The following is an 18,843-nucleotide window of genomic DNA, read 5'->3' as shown; positions in this document are numbered from 1 at the left end:
TTAATTTCCTCCTGTATTTGTTGCTTGTACTTTAGTTACCGCGGATCGGTCTAATTCAGAAGGTAATTTAGAAATTATTTCTTTTTCTATACCTTTTAGAGTAACTCTGTAAGTGTATTGCGAACCGCTTTTAGTTATTACTACTTTACTATTAGTCTTGTCAGCATAATCTGCTTTAGAATCGGGATCTCTCATTGGATCAATCAAATTTTCATCATATAATTTTTGCAATGTTAGAGTTTCAGTATTTCCTGTGAAAGTACTTCCATTTGCATTACCGGTAACCCACATTTTAGCCGAATTAACCATTTGCTGAGCATTCGCAACATGCGCATCCTTCTTGGAATTATCTAAAATCCCTCCAATACTCAAAACAGCAATCCCTGCGATAATCCCCAAAATAACTACGACAACCAAAAGCTCAATAAGTGTTAAACCTTCTTCATTCTTCAAATACTTTTTCATTAACTTACGCATCCGTATTCCTCCTTTTTTCTTATATATCGGTTAGCTCAGGTAATTTTTATAACTTTCCGACTACTTTCCGACGGAATCATAGATTTTAAACATAGGCACAATGATGGATATAACTATTGTCCCGACCACTGAGGCGAGAAAGATGATCATAAGCGGTTCAATTAAGGATTTGAGCCGGTCGGTCGCGGTTTCAACCTCTTTTTCATAGAAATCAGCTACTTTTCCAAGCATCGCATCGAGCGATCCTGTTTCCTCACCGATCGCGATCATCTGTGTAACGAGCGGTGGAAAGATCCAGTGTTCTTTCATCGGTTCAGCTAAACGCTGCCCTCTCTCAAGTGCGCCTCTTGATTGTCTCAGAACTCGGGCAACCACCTCGTTTTCTACTACCTTTTCCACTATTGATAGAGCCTGCAGCACAGGCACGGAACTGGAGAACAGTGAACTCAAGGTACGAGCCATCCGTGCCAATGAGGACTTTTGTAACATTTTACCGAATAATGGTAATTTCAATATAGCATAATCTAGGTAATATTTACCAGACGGTTTTTTTCTGATGAGATAGATTGATAGAGAAAATAGAAAAACAAGCACCAAGATAATCCACCAGTATCCCTGAACAAAATGGCTGGCTGAGAGAACGAACTTTGTAATACCCGGAAGTTCTCCTCCAGCCTCTTCAAGCATGGAAGCAAACGTCGGCACAACCTTTGCCAGCAAGAATATAACTACCCCAACGGCGACGACTCCGACGATGGCCGGATACGTCATCGCTGAAATGATCTTCTGCCTCGTATAGTGCTGCTTCTCAAAAAAATCAGCAAGTCTGGATAACGTTTCCTCCAGACTGCCCCCAAGTTCTCCAGCTGCAATCATATTGATGACGATGGAAGGAAAGATGGCAGAGTGTTTCCCCATCGCTGCCGAGAGCGGATTTCCCTGTCTCAGCTCTTCTTCCACATCAATCAGTACCTTTTTCAATGCCTTGCTTTCGGTCTGGCCGGCAAGGATTGAAGTTGAGTCAACCACTGAGACACCGGCTTTCAGCAAGGTGGAAAACTGCCGAAGAAAAATAACAAACTGCTGGGACCTTACCCGCGGCCCGATGGAAATCTCCTTGTTCAGGAGAGTCTGCTTTGCTTCATTCAGCTCCATGACCGCGATGCCTTTCTCACGGAGCTTGAGCACCACTTCCCGTTTAGAAATTCCGATAATGGTACCGGTTTTCTTTTTGCCGGTCCTGTCCCTGCCGGTATATTGAAATTGGGGCATGCTAGTAACTCCTCTCCTGAAGGTAAGGCTCAGCCGACTCTTTTAATATTTCCTGCCGTTCCAACGCTTCCTTCAGCGACATCTCAAAGGTATGCATGCCCGATGCCTTGCTCGTCTGCATGACATTATGGATCTGGTGAATTTTCTCATTGCGGATCAAGTTGGCAACTGCAGAGTTGTTTAAAAGAATTTCTGTTACGGCTTTTCTTCCATTCTTATCAGGAGTTGGGAACAAACGCTGTGAAAGAATACCGACAAGCACGGAAGCCAGCTGAATGCGGATCTGCCCCTGCTGATTCGGCGGAAACACGTCTATGATCCGGTCGATCGTGGACGGTGCACTGCTTGTATGAAGCGTTCCTAACACCAAATGTCCCGTTTCCGCAGCTGTTATGGCTGTTGAGATCGTCTCCAAATCTCTCATTTCCCCCAGCAGAATGACATCAGGATCCTGTCTGAGCGATGAACGAAGCCCGTTAGCAAAGTTAGCCGTATCAAACCCGACTTCACGCTGGTCGATGATGCACGTATTGTGCCGGTGCAAATACTCAATCGGGTCTTCAAGTGTGATGATATGGCGTCGCATCGTGCGGTTCATATAATCAATGATAGAAGCTTGAGTGGTCGATTTCCCGCTTCCCGTCGGCCCTGTTACCAGGATCAGCCCTTGCGGCTTTACTGCCATCTTTTTTAACGTATCAGGAAGGGCAAGATCCTCCAGAGTCGGGATGCTTGTAGGAATAACCCGGATCGCCAGACTGACACACGACCGCTGATGGTATGTATTGATCCTGAAACGGGATACTCCTTTTATGCCGTAGGAAAAATCAAGTTCTCCCTTTTCTTTGAATGTTTCATAGCTTTCAGAAGGAATAATCGACCGGGCAATCCCGTACGTGTCTTCCGGCAGCAGCGGCTCGTTTCCGTATTTTTTTAAATCACCATTAATCCGGAAAACCGGCGGCATGCCAACGGTTAAGTGAACATCCGATGCTCTCAGCTGAAAAGCTGCCCTCAGCCATAATTCCAATTTTCCTTTCATCATTTACACCTACTCACTCGTGGCTACCCGCAGGATCTCTTCAGTAGTTGTTAGTCCTTTTTTCACTTTAAGCAGCCCGTCATCGATCAAAAAGATAGTGCCGCTCTTTAAGGCATATTCACGGACTTCAAGCATCGGACGGTTATTCATGATAAGCTGCCGGATATGCTCGTCCACGACTAAGATCTCGTGAATAGCAAGGCGCCCTTTGTAGCCTGTCATGTTGCATGTTCCGCATCCTTTGCCGCGAGTTACAACCTCGATTTTCATGCCCCTCTTGGAAAAGATTTCTTTTTCACGTTCTGTCGCTTTATATTGCTTCTGGCAGTCCCGGCAGACTCTGCGGACGAGGCGCTGTGCGACGATTCCGGAAAGAGAAGCGGCCACGAGGAACGGCTCAACGCCCATATCCGTTAATCGGGCAATCGTGCCGATCGAATCGTTCGTATGAATCGTACTTAATACAAGGTGTCCTGTTAAGGAAGCCCGCACGGCGATTTCTGCTGTTTCCGTATCCCGAATCTCACCGACCATGACAACATCGGGATCCTGCCTCAGGATCGCTCTCAGACCGTTGGCAAATGTCAGTCCGACATTGCTGTTTACTTGAATCTGGTTGATGCCCTCGAGCTGGTATTCTACCGGGTCTTCAACCGTAACAATGTTAGACTCTTCATCGTTCAGACGATTAAGCGCGGCATACAGCGTGGATGACTTTCCGGAACCCGTCGGACCTGTGATCAATACGATGCCGTTAGGCTGCTCTATCAGCTGCGTAAACCTTTGATAGTTCAGCTTGTTGAAGCCGAGGTTATCCAAATTGTTCAGAGAGCTTCCCAGATCCAGGATGCGAAGAACGATTTTTTCTCCATATATGGTCGGAAGCGTGGAGACACGCAGATCTACCGGATGCATTTCCGCATTCATTTTTATCCTGCCGTCCTGAGGAAGCCGGCTTTCGGTAATGTTCAAGTTAGCCATGATTTTAATTCTGGCAGTCAGCATGTTCTGCATGTGTTTCGGCAGATTCCGGTCTGTTTTCAGCATACCGTCGAGCCTGTAGCGCACAGCTAATTTCGTTTCCTGCGGATCAAAATGGATGTCTGACGCCTTTTGAAGCACCGCCTGCAGGATGATCTGGTTAACGAGCTTTACGATCGGCGAATCTTCTTCCATGATGCGGCTCTCATCGCTCAAAACTGAACCTTGCGGAAGCAGGTCCATTAGCTCGCTCATCGATTCATCCATGTTATAAAACTTGTTATGCGCCTTTAAGATATCGTCTTTCGTTGCAATGGCACGCTCAATCTGAAATCCTGTCGACAGACGCAGGTCATCGATCGCTGTAAAATCCATCGGATCAGCCATCGCGACGAGCAGTTTGTCTCCTTCTTTTTTTAGAGGAATGAGCTGGTACCTCTTGGCCACGTCGCCTGGCACAATCGATACGATCGGTTCCTCGATGGGATAGCGGAAAAGGCTGATATGCGGGATGCCGAGCTGAAATTCAAGCACTTCGATCAGCTGCTGCTCTGTGATGTAGCCTCTCTCGATAAGCGCATCGCCGAGCTTTTGTGATTTTATTTTCTCCTTTAACGTCTGCATCAACTGCTCTTCCGAAAGGAGTCCGGCATCAACCAAAATGTCACCAAGTCTTTTTCGCTGGCTTATCATTCCGCTCACTCCTGTTTATCTCCTTTATCCGACTGAACGTTATTCTGGCCAGCCGCAGACTGTGTGTTTGAATCATTCAATCTTTTTCTTGCGATATCACCAGAGGGTGTTTCGGGTATCGGCGGATACGTTAGGGTTCCGGGAGTCCCTGGAACAGCAGGTGTTGAAGGCCCCGGGTCCGTTGATGCTCCGGGATCTGTTGATGTTCCGGGATCTGTTGAACTGCCTGGATCCGTCGTTCCCGGATCGGCAGGAGATGTACCGTCAGTTGGCGTTTCTATCGGAAACCCACGTTTTTCCATCCTAGGAACCGGAGGATAGAAGTCCTCTGAAAGCTTTGTTTTTTCAACGACTTTGCCTGCCCCATCATAAGATACTCTGAAAACCGCAGCCAAAATCCCCTTCTCTCCTGCCTGTAAAAGCTCGATAGCGCCAGGGTCCATATCTTTGTTATATTGAACGATTGTCCTTGGACCATATACTGTTTTCTTAACCGCTGTTTTATATTTAAACGGAAATGGAGCTCCGACAAGAGAGACTTTAACCGTTTTCTTTTTATAGCTCATGTCAAGGGTATAAGAACCCGGATTCGGATTTTGGAATACGAGATCCTGCTCATCCGGATCAACTGCTGCTTCAAAGCCCAGTTTAATAAAACCAGGAAGCTCCCTAGAAGTATTCCTTTCAATCATTCCAAAATTGGACTTAGCTACCACCGAATAAATTGAGCTTGCAAGAAGAGCCAGATCATCAGAATCTTTCGGCTGAAGGCCCTTTTTCTCCATGACTTCACGCAAAGAAAAGATAGCACCCGGTTCAATTTGATAGCCGTTGAGTGCTTTGACCCAGTCTTCCAATAAAAAATATTCATATTCCAATGGCACTTTAGCTGTGCTTACTTTAACTGGTTCAAAATTTTGTTCAGCATAAAAGTCTCCAAGTTTAAGTACAGTCTGGCCGGAAGCAAGGATGGATGCCGTCTCTCTTATTTGGTGAAGAAGCAAATCCATATTCAATGATTTTTCCAGACCTTTATCTTTAAACTTTTTTAAAGAGGCTGTCACTTTTTCCTGCTTTACATCAACGAGAAGAGGATTGTCACCTTCTTTCGCCTGGTTCAGGCTTTCGGAGATCCGAAAAGCCACGGCTCCAGCAGGGAGAATAACTTGTTTTTCGTTATAAGCCAAAAGGATGCTTGAACTCTTTTTCCAATCAGCAACCTTCTTATCAAGTAACCCTACTGCATCTGCGTTTGTTTTATTTTCCAAAGAAACCGGCCCTACTTGGACCCCCTTATTTTTTATTTCTTCTCCGAATGATTTATTGTATAAGTTTGAGCCGTAGAGAGAAACGCCAAAAATAAAAAAGGAGGAAAGGCAAAGAAAACCAAAAATCATTAGAAACCGTGTGTTCTTAAATTCTGGTTGCGCCAAAGTCCCTCCCCCTTTTTTAGTAAGCCACGTTCATGGATAGCTCAACCATGACGGAAGGGCCTTCCTCACGAGCTTTTACAATATCTTCTCTGCTAAGCAGTGTTCCGCTTGGGATAATTAAATTCCCTGTTTTTGAATAAATGTCTTTGGAAGCACGCTTACCATTTAACAGTTCTAACTGTTTTTCTTTTAGCGGATCTTCGTTCGCGAATCGATCGAGTGTCAATTCTTCTAAAGTCTGTTCAGGCTCGATTAGCTGTTCTGGTTCATTTAAAAAATGCAACTGGCTTTCTTCCTTCACCACGATTAAATCACGTCCAAAGGTTACCACAAATTCCGATTTCAAGACTGCTTCTTTATCATTCATACCGATCGTCAGACCAAGGATCGATCCGTTATCTTCGTTAATATAAAATTCACCGACTTCACCAAGCAGCTGCCCTTTGCGGTCAATGACTCTAGCTCCCGAAATACTGATTTTTTTCTGTACGAGTTCGTTGGCAATCGGTATCTCTGTTAAATCGAAAATAGAATTGCGGTCTTCGATGGTTACAGCAAATTCACCGACACCCACGATCTTTTTAAACGGAACCGCCCTTACACTGATCTGCCAGTCCTCATGTTCTACAGTTAAAAAGTCAACGCTCCCCTGCTGTGCGTTGATTACCAGGGACTTCACTGTTCCGATTTCTGCTCCTTCATTGATGCTAATAATCGGCAAGCCGACAAATTGGTTGCTCTTCTTCACACTCATCACTCAATTCTATCTAAAATGGTAATATTATCATGCAACACCAAATTATTGTACTATATCTTCCGGAATTAGGTAAGTAGTAAAATAGTACTCTATTTCATTTTTTATCACACCATACTCCGAATAGCGTTCTTCCAACTCTGATAACAATGATGCAAGCTTGAGATTTTCCTTTTCCTGAATATAAAAATCCCTCAGTAAACCGGAAAAGATATAATAATCTTTAGGTGAAAGCTGCTGCTGCAAAACCGTTTTCAGCACGCTTTCGAATTCTGCTCTCTCTCTATGTTCCCTCACCCAGCTCACCTGTTCGATCATAAATTCAAGAATGTCTGGTGACAGATCTGCCTTTTTTTCTTCCATAACATCTGGCAATACGGCCTCTGCCTCATTCTCCTCAGAATCCTCTGAATCTTGTTCAGTCAACACATCAAGTTGGTTCAAGTCTTCCAAATCTTCAAGCTTATCTTCAAGCTCACTTGCAGCTTGAACTTCAGTCTCTTCCAAATCCTCTGGCTGAGCGATGTCTGTTGTTTTTTCCTCAGCAGATGCCTGGTCTTCAATTTCTGATACCTGTACTTCAGACAACTCTCCTAGCTCTTCCAATTCTCCCAGCAGCTGCTCGCGTCCGTGAGAAATCTCAGCAGAATGTTCCTCAGGCTGCGTCTCTTCCTCCAAAACTGGCTTTGTCTTTCGTCCTTTTACGAGGAAATCAAATTCATCCGTATTTTCTGCTTCTTCCAGAATGGTTTCAGGTTCAACAGGAACAGCGATCTCCTCCAGTTCCGGAATTTCCACGTTCTCAAGTTGGTTCGGCAAGTCCTGAAATACTTCAAGCTCTTGTTCAACTTCACTCTCCACTGGTAATAGAGACTGTTGTTCAGCAGTGTCCACATGATGAACCACTTGAATACTGCGGCTCTCGGGCCCTAGTAAACTATCGTTTTGTGTTAATCCGGCCGGCTCCGCTGTTAACGGAATTGCTTCCCATCCAGATGGATCGGCAGGTATGGCTCCCAGTTTTTTCTCCGTTATGTAGGCGGCAATGAATGAGAGTCCCGCCATGAGACCTGCTGTATGCCAAAACGGCAGGTAACCTGCAGCAATCAATCCAATGAACGAGAGTAGGATTGCGGTCACAGCCAGCAATAATTTATTTTTCTTCGGTATGAAGCCCGGTCCAAAATAAAGCAAGGCTGTAACAAGTATCGCGCCAATTATTGCTATAAAATAAAGAACCAATTGCCTCCATTCCCCTCTGTAAAATTCAACCATTTGATAAAATTCTTTCTTTTATTACAAAATATATCAAATTTCTGTAAACAAATTGTATAATAAAAACTATTAATTGGAAAGAACCTTTGCGGGGGGATTTTTTTTGAAGAAGACAGCCGAATCCGGTTTTACATTAGTAGAAGTACTTATTTCATTTACAATTCTTATCATTCTAGCGGCTGCTGTTTCCCGTTTTTTCTTGCAGGCCAACGCCTATTCCGAACAAAACAACAAGAAATTGGTGGCAGTTAACCTTGCCAGACAAATTGTTGAGGCCGTCGAAGCGTCTCCGCCTAAGGATGTGACAGCACTTACACCTGCCGTTCAACAAGCTGCTAACATGAACTATGATACTTGTGTTCAAACGAGTCTTTTAACTCAGGATCAATGCTCTGGTTTCTATAAGCACTTGATCAATAACACGAACTATACCGTAAAGCTTTTGATTACAAACGGTCAGACGGACGAATGGAATGAAAAACTCGTTCCGTTTACAGCAAGAGTTGACTATAACGACGGCAGGGACCGCTTTGTTACTGTTGAGGGCAATTATTTGAATACCAAATGGAAAGGGACTTCAACTCCATGATAAAAAGAATAAAAAATGAAGGCGGTTTAACCCTTGTGGAGCTATTGCTTAGCCTGTCGATCATGCTCATCATATCAGCCGTCGCTTATTTTATTTTTTTAAACGGCATGAACAGCTACAAAAAAACATATACAGAAACCCTGATTCGTGATGAAGCCGATGTCATCATGACCCAATTTATGAACGCCGTCTACCCGGCTAAAGACGCTTTACTTTCAACCGATAAAAATAATGTCATCATTCTGGACAAAGGGAAACAGACCGAACAAAAATTCGGCTTCGACGGCTCGAACGCTGTCCTTAATTCCACTGCGCTCAACAATTCAGATTTTGATCTCAGCGGTTCGATGCTTGAGCTGGATACGACGGCTAATACGATAAAGATCAAAATGAAAATAAAAAGCACAAAATCAGATAAAGCGAAGCCATTGGCATTGAACAGTCAGATCAGCCTGCTGGGGGGAGGCGGAAACTAGTGAGGTTCCGTTTAGATGAAAAAGGATCAACATTAACTCTTGTACTATTAATCTCTGCAGTGTTCGCCATAATAGGATTGACGTTAATCAGCACGACGATAAACGGGGCAAAAAAAAACGAATACGAGGGAAGCTGAAGTTCAAGCCACCTATCTTGCCGAAAAAGGTATGGATTATACCGCAGCCAAGATTAACAATAAACTCAAAACAGATATAGGAAATGGAATTCTGGTCAGCCAGTTCCCAGCCACCTTCACAAACGTAATTAATTTTGTCAAAGGAAAAGTTATCGGGAAAACCATCAATCCAAGCGGAAATGGAACGTATACAGTAAAAGATATACAGTTTACAGATACGAGCAGCACAACTCCTAACCGGAAAAGTGTCACGATTCAAGTGGAAGCTAACGTCAAGAACCAGACAAAGCTATTGAAACGAACCATATTTTTTGGAACTGGTAATGCTCCCGAGATATTGAAGTATGCATTGGGTTCGTTTTGTTTATCAAAGAATTGTCTTCCAGGAGAAGGAAATATGTACCTTCAAGGAGCTTCTCAAATAAAAGGTGATCTCTATGTAGCGAATAATTTATTTGTAAAAGACAGCGGCCCTACAGTTTACAATTATAATTATCGTTATGGAACTTATACTGTTCCTTACTGGAACGATACGCTCTCACCACAGCTTATTCCTAATGATTCTTCAACAAAATCAAAAATAGCATTAGGAGGTAATCTTTTTACTTTTACAGACGCGGCTCCTTTTTTTAATTTTAACTTTTCAGAATTGAAATATGAGAATGAGTACAGAAGTATCAGCAACTATTATCAAGCCCATTTAAACACGCCGGATGTTACAAATAGTTTTTACCAGAATGTAACCAATTCACCCGCTAATTATTTTACCTCTTCCGTTCCGTCGATTGTTAAAAGTAATTTCCGGCCTCCTATTATAGAAATTGCAGGTAAAAGAAACAGTTATAAATATAATTGGAATGATTCAGGTGTTTCCCCCATTCCTATACCAAACAACAGAATGAACGATTCAAATACTTTATATAAGAGTTTGAAGATTTATCCCTACGATAAAAATGGAACGAACTTTGATTCATTTATACTTGAGGGAAACAACACGATCAATCAGTTTTCTTTTCCAGGCAATACCGAGATCACTGGACAAAGCAATAAAATCTCCAGATTAGAGTTTGCAAATGGAGCTTATATTGGAGGGGATTTAGAGATTGGGTCAAAAAGTGCTTCAAATAATCCTAATACTTATCCAACTATTCAAATCAGAGGTCCTATTTTTGTTGACGGTGACTTAACCATTAATAATGTAAATGGACAGTTTGCATCACTCATCTATGTAACCGGAAAAACAACCATTGAGTATTCAACATTAAATGGTTTAAATGAATCTTTAAAACCTCCTGGTTCCTTGATTGTTTTCAGCAAAGGAGATATTAATATTCAAAACAACAGTCTATACGATGATAACCCAAGCTACTTAAAAGGATTTTTTTATTCCGAGAGAGATATTGAAATGTATGGGGTAGGATCAAACATTTCTATAGATGGAGGCTTGTCGGCAAGGAAAATCATTTTGAATGCACTGGCTGGAAAGTACGCTAACCATGACCAAGAAGCTCTCATAAAATCCAGTGATATTAACTTATCACGGTTAAAAATCAATTACGATCCGGATATCATTGAAACATACGCCAACCTTAAAGAATCCGAACCGATGATTACAGATCTTGATGAGCCTGCAATCGCTGAACCTCATATGAAATAAAAAAGGCCTTCTCCGATGAGAAGGCCTTTTGGCTACCCTACATACCTTGCTACCTTGTTCCTGCCCTGCTGCTTGGCGCCTGTGTACATGGCGCGGTCTGCATTGCGCAGGAGAGTGAGCGGATCTTCGCCCTGAAGTGGAGCAGTAGAAATACCGATGCTGGCGGTAATGTAGATTTGATGATGGCGTTTGTCTTTTAGATCATCTTTAATGAGAAACGGATGCAGGGATATAATGCTCCGCAGCTCTTCTGCCACGCGATAGCAAGTCATCTCATTCGTATGAGGAAGCATGATGACGAATTCTTCTCCCCCATATCTTGCCACTGTGCCGTTTTCCCCAATGTATTGTTCGAGACGGCGTGCCAATTGAATTAACACTTCGTTACCGCTTTGATGTCCATATGTATCGTTAACCTTTTTAAAATGGTCAATGTCCATAAGGATGACAGAAAACTCCCGCTGAAAATAATTAAACTCATCATACATTTGAGAGAGGAGATTCTCAAAATATCGGTAATTAAAGAGTCCCGTCAAAGGGCATTGCTCGCTTTTGAGCTTTGTTGTTTCATAATTTTTTGCATTATCGATGGCTACCGCTAAATAGTTGGCCAGAATTTCCATAATCATCAGATGGTGTTTTTGAAACGTTTTTTTCTTCTGGTTCATAAACGTAATGACACCAACAATTTTCTGGCTTCGAATCATCGGAACGGAAATAATAGATTCTCCGTGCCCGTTAAAATGGCTCTCAGAAGTATCTCTCCATTGTTTTTTTGATGAGTAGAGTATACTCTTCCCAGTTGCCCAAACTTTTCCGCTCACCCCTTCTGTACGGAGGAGTTTAATATCATGTTTGATCATGCCCTCATTTTTCTCGTATTTCCGGATGAGTTTAAAATATTCTCCGGACTCTGCATCAAAGATATAAGCACCATCGACCAAAATAAACGAAGTCAGCTTATCAATGAACACATCCAGTATGTCATTTACTTGCAGATGCTCAGACAGCTGCTGGCCGATCTCACTGGATTTTTGCAGGAGATCATTGACTTGCTGGCTCGCATGGTACAAGTTGATGATGATGGACAGGCTTAAAAATGGAAAACCCACGTAAAAAATGGCCGGTGTACCAATCTGCGAATAGAGAACATAAAGGAGTACGCCGACAGGAATGACCAGCATCTCAAAAATAATATCGACCCAAAGATCTTTTTCAATAAAACGAACTTTTTGTGCAAACGCATATGTTCTTACCACATATAAAAAGAGATGGTTCAATAAGAAATGTGCCAATATGTATCCGGCAATCGGTATTAAGTAAAATCCTTTGTTAAGGTCGTATGGGCCGGTATGCCCCCCGAGCAGCTCAAATATGATGCCGGATCCTACCGATATCCAGGCAAACATCAATGTATTGGTTAAATACCGATAATGCTCATTCGTACTGAAATATACCTTAAGAGTTAATGAGAATACCGCAATCTGAGTAATGATCAGGGAGAGAAATAATCCATAGTAAAGGAAAATCGCTAGCGAGATGCCGGTAATAAGCGAAATATTGGAGTTTAATACTCTGATCGGGAAAAGTGAAACGACCACGGTGAGTACCGTTAATACCGAAATATCAAAAAAAGAAATGGATGCAGGAAAATCATTCAGGGAGTAGCCTGTCCAAATTGCTGCTGGATAGAATATAACCCATACTATCCACATAACAAGCCGCCTTTTTTTATCCATGTTCCCTCGGTCCCCCTTCATGAGCCAAAAGTTCTATACCCTGCAAACAGCTAGGTAAATACTATTATCTACTTATTGTAACAAAAGTTTGGAAAATTTCAATTACTTACCAATTATTTTCTTTAAAAAATTCTTACACGCCCCAATAAAGTAGAGGGAGCCTGTGATTAGCAGGATATCTTGCTCATTACCTGTTTCAAGAAAATTAATAAGAGCGGTCTCAAAATCCTCCTCGTATTGCTTTTTTTTCATAGTACTTTTTTCATATAAGGATTGTGCACTGTCCGCTCGATGATGCTCAAACGAAGTAAACATCATGGATGAACTGATCTCCTCCAACGGTTTGAGCATGCTTCCAGTGTCTTTATCCCTTAATGCAGCAAACAGCACATGAATGGCTTTTCCGGGAAAATGGCTTTTTAACGTTTCCGTTAAGGCCAGGATGCCCTCGGGATTGTGGGCTCCATCCAAAATTATTTTTGGGCGGTCGTTTACAACCTCGAATCGGCCAGCCCACTTCGCCTTTTTTATTCCACTGGTGATAGATTCCTCATCGATCACCCACCCTCTCTCATATTTCAGGAGATCCATAGCCATTAAAGCTAATCCCGCATTGCTGACTTGGTGCTTTCCTGGCATGGTAATTTCCATAAGTGTTCGGTTTGAATAAGGTGATCTATAGGAAAATATCTCATTCCCTTCTGACGCCTTTATACGCTCCGTGTACATTTCTTTACCCAGTCTGTAGCATTTCGAGTGATTGTCCTTGGCTGTTTTTTCAATTACAGACAGAGCCTCAGTCTGATCAGCACCTGTAATGACAGGAACAGAAGGCTTGATGATCCCCGCTTTATGATGGGCGATCTCTGAAAGGCTTGAGCCAAGAAGATTCATATGGTCGTAGCCAATGCTGGTAATGATAGAAAGCAAAGGCACGATCACGTTCGTTGAATCGGTGCGTCCTCCAAGTCCGGATTCTACTAGGCAAAAATCCGGTGTACGTTGGCTGAAAAAAACATAAGCAGCAACTGTCACCGCCTCAAACTCGGACAGGCTGCCTAATCCTTCGTTTTCCACGTCCCTGACAAAAGGCTTCATCTTCTCTATGACTCTTTCCAATTCCTTATCTGTAATCCTTTTACCATCGAGCTGAATATGTTCTCTGACGTTAACTAGAAAAGGAGACGTAAATGTGCCTACGGAATATCCTTGTTCACGGAGAATGGCTTGAATCATCTGGATGGTAGAACCCTTCCCATTCGTTCCTGCCACATGGATGCAGCGCAAGGTTTTCTCCGGATTACCGAGTTTCTGAAGGATTGCCTTCATGCGTTCGAGGCCCATCTTCATCTCTCCTGCATCTGTCAGTTCCAGTTCATGGTTGATGTCTTCATAAGATGTAAACATCCACGCTTCCCCTTTCGTATTGTGATATTTTCTTGGGAACGATAAAATAACGGTATAGCATTTGTAACACGGACGGAGGACAACAATGGCTCAACCATCATGCTGGATCATCTATAACGGCAACCTGCACCCCAAAAAATTCATGGACTTTGCCGAGTGGACGGCCAAAGCGGCTGAAAAAAAAGGCATTACACCAACAATTATCAAAAACAACGAATTGCTCGTTACATTTAAGAACGGAAAATCTATGATTTCTGGAAGCTATACAAATAGCTCTCCTGATTTTGTGATATTTGGAGACAAGGACATATTCCTTGCCAAACAACTCGAAAAATTAGGTATTCCAGTATATAATTCTGCCGATTCCATTGAAATCTGCGATAACAAGTCGAGAATGTACCAAACCCTCGCAGACCACGGAATCCCTTTTCCAAAAACCATTATAGCACCAAAAGTATTTGGAGACCTTCATGATGAAAGCCATTATTATGCTATTGCAAGGGAAATCGGCTTTCCGATGGTTATTAAAGAAGCCTACGGATCGTTTGGTATGCAGGTTCACCTAGTAGAAAATGAACAGGAACTGCTTGACCTGATGAAATCTCTAAAAAACACCGAATATGTATTCCAGGAAATGATTAAGTCCAGCTACGGACGGGATGTACGCATCAATATCGTAGGCGGAAAGGCTGTTGCTTCCATGCTGAGAAAATCCGAGACAGATTTCCGGGCAAATGTCAGTTTCGGCGGAAAAACAAAGCCTTATACACCGACCAAAGAACAAATCGATCTGGCTGCAGCCTGTGCGGAAGTTACAGGAACAGACTTTGCCGGAGTCGACTTGCTGTTTGGCAATGATGGCTCTCCCCTCGTCTGTGAGATCAACTCCAACGCTCATATCCGCAGCATTTATGAATGTACAGGAATTGATGTAGCTCTGCATATGATGGATTTCATCCTCAATGATCTAAAAGAAAGAGGACTCTCACATGAATAAAAAGGGATGGTTGATTTACAGTGTACAAGATGCTGAAAAGAATGCCTCCTTTATAAGCTGGATGACAGAGGAGGCTGCAGCAGCCGGGTTAGACCTTGAACTTCGATACACCGAAAGATTTGCATTTGGTGTAACGAAAAATCAGCTTTCAATTTATTACGAAAAGCGTCAGGACCCTTTGCCAGCGTTTGCTGTGGTCCGTACGATTCACCATCTCTTCTCTCAGCAGCTTGAACAGTTGGGTGTAAAAGTCTTTAACTCTTCTTTTGTTTCCAGGGTAGCCAATGATAAGGCAAGAACATACCAGCTTCTGGCGGAGGCTGGTATTCCCATGATGGACACCCTTTTCATCTCTCCTTCTTTATATCGTCCTGATTCTTTGCCTTTTGACTTTCCTTTAATTGCAAAGTTATCTTCAGGAAGGGGCGGATCACAGGTCCACCTTGTAACAGACGAACAAGAATTGCGTGAGGCCGTTTCCACCTATCCCCATCAAGAATGGGTGATTCAAAAACCTGCGGCTCATCCTGGCAGAGATGTCCGGGTATTTGTCGTCGGAGATCAGATCGTCGGCGCAGTCCTTCGAAGTTCTGACGAAGATTTCAGAGCGAACTTTTCACTCGGCGGAAAAGCTCAGTTCTACGATCTAAATGAGGAACAAAAAGTATTGGCTCAAAAAGTAATGTCCCATTTTGAGATGGGAATGACCGGAATCGACTTCTTACTGGATAAAGACGATTCTTTTATTTTTAATGAAGTGGAGGACGTGGTGGGCAGCCGCACGTTAAGTGCTACATCAGACATCAACATCGTTAGGACCTATATGGCCCACATCGCCGGACAAATAAAAGAGCCTGAAAGTGACTGATCACTTTCAGGCTTTCTTTTTATGCTTTCAGTTCTTGAATGCGCTGGCGGACTTTATCGCGTTTTTCACTATAGTCCTTTTCTTTTGCACGCTCTTCTTCGATTACTTTTTCAGGCGCTTTCTTCATGAAGCCTTCGTTGCTTAGTTTCTTCTGTACACGCTCGACTTCTTTGTTGTATTTTTCAACTTCTTTTTCAAGACGCTGAATTTCTTCGTCTAAATTAATCAATCCTTCAAGCGGCAGATACATTTCAACCCCGGTAAGTACAGCACTCATTGATTTATTCGGTGCAGATAGATCTGTTCCGAGTGTCAATGTGCTTGGGTTACAGAACTTTTCAAGATAGCTGCGGTTTGCCTCAAGCGCGTTCAGCACTTCCTCACTCTTGGCATTAATCTGAAGCTCGATCGGTTTGCTCGGTGCAACGTTCATCTCAGAACGGATGTTACGTACTGTACGGATGATTTCCGTTACGAGATTCATATCTCTGGCGGCTTCCGGGAAATGAAGATCTTCACGCTTCGCTGGCCACTGAGCCACTGTGATGGATTCACCCTCATGAGGAAGATGCTGCCAGATTTCCTCGGTAATAAATGGCATGATTGGGTGAAGCAGTCTCAATGTGTGATCCAGGACATAAGCCAATACAGATCGAGTCGTTTTCTTTGCTGCTTCATCTTCTCCATAAAGCGGCAGTTTCGCCATCTCTATATACCAGTCACACAAGTCATCCCAGATAAAGTTATAAAGGAGACGGCCAACTTCTCCAAATTCATACGTATCGATCAGCCTTGTTACATTTTCAGCGGTTTCGTTGAAACGGGTTAAAATCCATTTATCCGCCAGGTTCAGCTCTCCAGTAAGATCAATTTCCTCAACTTTCATTCCGTCCATGTTCATAAGGGCAAATCGGGAAGCATTCCAAATCTTATTGGCAAAGTTCCAAGTAGATTCTACCTTTTCCCAGTAAAAACGAAGATCGTTTCCTGGTGAGCTGCCTGTGGATAGGAAGAAACGAAGAGCATCCGCTCCGTATTTTTCAATAACATCCATCGGGTCAACACCATTGCCAAGAGATTTACTCATCTTACGGCCTTCGGAATCACGTACAAGTCCGTGGATCAATACATCATTGAACGGCCTTTTTTCTGTAAACTCCATGCCTTGGAAGATCATGCGTGCTACCCAGAAATAAATGATGTCATAGCCGGTAACCAATGCATTGGTCGGGTAATAACGCTTGAAATCAATCGCTTCTTCATCCGGCCACCCCATTGTGGAGAACGGCCATAATGCGGATGAGAACCATGTATCCAATACATCTGTATCCTGCTCCCAGTTTTCATCATCTTTCGGCGCCTCGTGGCCTACGTATACTTCGCCTGTTTCTTTATGGTACCAGGCAGGAATTCGGTGCCCCCACCACAGCTGTCTTGAAATACACCAGTCACGGATGTTTTCAATCCAGTGAAGATACGTTTTCTCAAAACGCTCCGGTACAAAGTTTACTTTGTCCTCTGTTTTTTGAAGCTCGATCGCCTTTTCTGCCAAAGGCTTCATCTTAACAAACCATTGTGTGGAAAGATAAGGCTCAACTACTGCTCCACTTCTCTCAGAGTGCCCTACGGAATGCATGTGGTCTTCGATCTTGAAAAGAACTCCTGCATCTTCCAGGTCTTGAACAATTTGTTTACGGCATTCGAAGCGATCCATGCCTTGGTACTTTCCAGCATTTTCATTCATTTTTCCGCCTTCATCCATAACAAGGACACGCTCAAGGTTGTGGCGGTTTCCAATTTCAAAATCATTCGGGTCATGAGCAGGTGTGATTTTTACAGCACCTGATCCAAATTCCATATCTACATAGTCGTCCCCGACAATCTCAATCTCGCGCCCGACAATTGGGAGAATTGCTTTTTTGCCAATCAAATGCTTGTAGCGCTCATCTTCCGGATGAACGGCAATGGCGGTATCACCAAGCATCGTTTCCGGCCTTGTTGTTGCGATTTCAATATGGCCGGATCCGTCAGCAAGAGGGTATCTCATATGGTAGAACGCACCCTGTACATCCTGATGGATAACTTCAATATCAGAAAGAGCTGTTTTTGTCTGCGGATCCCAGTTGATGATGTATTCGCCTCGGTAAATCAGTCCTTTGTTGTAAAGCGTTACAAACACTTCACGAACAGCATCAGACAAACCTTCATCAAGGGTAAAGCGCTCACGCGAGTAATCGAGGCCAAGTCCAAGCTTTGACCATTGATTGCGGATAAAGTCAGCATACTCTTCCTTCCACTCCCAGGCTTTCTCAAGGAACTTTTCTCTGCCAAGATCGTAGCGGGAAGTGCCTTGTTCACGGAGTCTTGCTTCAACTTTAGCTTGTGTGGCGATTCCGGCATGGTCCATTCCAGGTAGCCAGAGTACATCATAGCCCTGCATTCTTTTTGCTCGGCTCAGGATATCTTGAAGTGTTGTATCCCATGCATGGCCAAGATGCAGTTTGCCGGTAACGTTCGGCGGCGGAATGACAATGGTATATGGCGTTTTGGATTCATCACCCGTTGCCTCAAAAAATTTGCCGTCCACCCAATATTTATACCAGGATTCTTCGGTTGCCTTCGGATCATATTTCGTTGGCATTGTAAGTTCTTGCTTTTCAGTAGACATGAACGTCTCCTCCTTCTCAATACAAATAAAAAAGCCCCCTCCGTCTCAAAGGACGAAAGAAGCATTGTTCGCGGTACCACCTTTGTTTGCAGAAAGCAGAAATAAACGCCTTTTGCACACTCATTGCCGGATAACGGTTTTTCGCCGTCTTCTTCTAGAAAGGCCGTCTGCCTTTGTTCAAAGAAGCTGCTCCAGGGCGACCTTCCATCGCTGTTTCCTTAGGAAATCTCTCAGCCATCTGATTTCCCTCTCTTTAAGGACAGTCGTTGTACTCTTCCCTTTCAAAGCAAGTTATATGATTTCATTGGTTCTATTTTAACTAGTAAAACAGGAAAACGTCAATAGTTTTCCCATTTGTTGTAACAATTATTCTATTCT

At 43.2% G+C, this 18,843-nt stretch carries 16 protein-coding genes and 1 other annotated feature; of the genes, 6 read left to right on the top strand and 10 right to left on the bottom strand.

Going from position 1 to position 18,843, the window contains the following annotated elements; genetic code table 11:
- From OKX00_RS08165 to OKX00_RS08135, 7 genes are read right to left on the bottom strand one after another with little or no spacing between them, the layout of a single operon-like run.
- Positions 1–477 (bottom strand): type II secretion system protein, encoded by a 477-nt coding sequence (locus OKX00_RS08165; protein ID WP_265410067.1) that lies wholly within the window; start codon positions 475–477, stop codon positions 1–3.
- Positions 478–537: 60 nt separating this feature from the next.
- A complete protein-coding gene (locus OKX00_RS08160; RefSeq protein WP_265410066.1) occupies positions 538–1,749 on the bottom strand; it encodes a type II secretion system F family protein in 1,212 nt (403 codons plus the stop codon).
- A gap of 1 nt (position 1,750) precedes the next feature.
- Positions 1,751–2,791, bottom strand: coding sequence for a type IV pilus twitching motility protein PilT (locus tag OKX00_RS08155; protein WP_265410499.1), 1,041 nt, complete (start codon positions 2,789–2,791; stop codon positions 1,751–1,753).
- 9 nt (positions 2,792–2,800) lie between these two features.
- On the bottom strand, positions 2,801–4,465 hold the full coding sequence (locus OKX00_RS08150) for a GspE/PulE family protein (protein WP_265410498.1): 1,665 nt from the start codon (positions 4,463–4,465) through the stop codon (positions 2,801–2,803).
- Between the two features lie 5 nt (positions 4,466–4,470).
- Entirely contained in the window at positions 4,471–5,898 is a 1,428-nt protein-coding gene (locus OKX00_RS08145; RefSeq protein WP_265410065.1) for a G5 domain-containing protein, read from the bottom strand.
- A 16-nt stretch (positions 5,899–5,914) separates the two neighbouring features.
- The gene (locus OKX00_RS08140) at positions 5,915–6,646 is read right to left on the bottom strand and encodes a PRC-barrel domain-containing protein (protein ID WP_265410064.1); all 732 of its coding nucleotides are present in this window, start codon (positions 6,644–6,646) and stop codon (positions 5,915–5,917) included.
- Positions 6,647–6,697: 51 nt separating this feature from the next.
- Positions 6,698–7,894, bottom strand: coding sequence for a Bax inhibitor 1 family protein (locus OKX00_RS08135; RefSeq protein WP_265410063.1), 1,197 nt, complete (start codon positions 7,892–7,894; stop codon positions 6,698–6,700).
- Between the two features lie 136 nt (positions 7,895–8,030).
- On the opposite strand from OKX00_RS08135, the gene OKX00_RS08130 reads away from it, so the two are divergent.
- The 4 genes from OKX00_RS08130 to OKX00_RS08115 are packed head-to-tail and all read left to right on the top strand — an operon-like array spanning position 8,031 to position 10,786.
- Positions 8,031–8,516, top strand: coding sequence for a type IV pilus modification PilV family protein (locus OKX00_RS08130; RefSeq protein WP_265410062.1), 486 nt, complete (start codon positions 8,031–8,033; stop codon positions 8,514–8,516).
- A complete protein-coding gene (locus OKX00_RS08125; protein ID WP_265410061.1) occupies positions 8,513–8,992 on the top strand; it encodes a prepilin-type N-terminal cleavage/methylation domain-containing protein in 480 nt (159 codons plus the stop codon). Before OKX00_RS08130 ends, OKX00_RS08125 begins: the two co-directional genes overlap by 4 nt.
- Positions 8,992–9,129 carry a hypothetical protein gene (locus OKX00_RS08120; RefSeq protein WP_265410060.1) on the top strand — a complete coding sequence of 46 codons (138 nt, stop codon included), beginning with the start codon at positions 8,992–8,994 and terminating at the stop codon, positions 9,127–9,129. The genes OKX00_RS08125 and OKX00_RS08120 overlap by 1 nt, the downstream gene beginning before the upstream one ends.
- A 31-nt stretch (positions 9,130–9,160) precedes the next feature.
- Positions 9,161–10,786, top strand: a complete 1,626-nt coding sequence (locus tag OKX00_RS08115) for a hypothetical protein (protein ID WP_265410059.1) — start codon at positions 9,161–9,163, stop codon at positions 10,784–10,786.
- Positions 10,787–10,818: 32 nt separating this feature from the next.
- Here the strand turns inward: OKX00_RS08115 and OKX00_RS08110 are convergent, their stop codons facing one another.
- Together OKX00_RS08110 and OKX00_RS08105 are read right to left on the bottom strand one after the other, a co-directional pair.
- Positions 10,819–12,501, bottom strand: a complete 1,683-nt coding sequence (locus OKX00_RS08110) for a sensor domain-containing diguanylate cyclase (protein ID WP_265410058.1) — start codon at positions 12,499–12,501, stop codon at positions 10,819–10,821.
- Positions 12,502–12,627: 126 nt separating this feature from the next.
- On the bottom strand, positions 12,628–13,932 hold the full coding sequence (locus OKX00_RS08105) for a bifunctional folylpolyglutamate synthase/dihydrofolate synthase (RefSeq protein WP_265410057.1): 1,305 nt from the start codon (positions 13,930–13,932) through the stop codon (positions 12,628–12,630).
- An 85-nt stretch (positions 13,933–14,017) separates the two neighbouring features.
- Between OKX00_RS08105 and OKX00_RS08100 the strand changes: the two genes are divergently transcribed.
- Both OKX00_RS08100 and OKX00_RS08095 read left to right on the top strand, forming a co-directional pair.
- Positions 14,018–14,929 (top strand): ATP-grasp domain-containing protein, encoded by a 912-nt coding sequence (locus OKX00_RS08100; protein ID WP_265410056.1) that lies wholly within the window; start codon positions 14,018–14,020, stop codon positions 14,927–14,929.
- Positions 14,922–15,797 (top strand): ATP-grasp domain-containing protein, encoded by an 876-nt coding sequence (locus OKX00_RS08095; RefSeq protein ID WP_265410055.1) that lies wholly within the window; start codon positions 14,922–14,924, stop codon positions 15,795–15,797. The genes OKX00_RS08100 and OKX00_RS08095 overlap by 8 nt, the downstream gene beginning before the upstream one ends.
- Positions 15,798–15,816: 19 nt before the next feature.
- On the opposite strand, the gene OKX00_RS08090 is transcribed toward OKX00_RS08095, so the two are convergent.
- Positions 15,817–18,465, bottom strand: coding sequence for a valine--tRNA ligase (locus OKX00_RS08090; RefSeq protein ID WP_265410054.1), 2,649 nt, complete (start codon positions 18,463–18,465; stop codon positions 15,817–15,819).
- A gap of 45 nt (positions 18,466–18,510) precedes the next feature.
- Positions 18,511–18,759 (bottom strand) — a binding site (T-box leader).
- Positions 18,760–18,843 lie beyond the last annotated feature (84 nt).

The sequence above is a fragment of the Fictibacillus sp. KU28468 genome (genome assembly GCF_026153615.1).
GTDB lineage: Bacteria > Bacillota > Bacilli > Bacillales > Fictibacillaceae > Fictibacillus_C > Fictibacillus_C marinisediminis.
The sequence above is the reverse complement of the archived record's forward strand: the minus strand, read 5'-3'. Positions and strand labels throughout refer to the sequence as shown.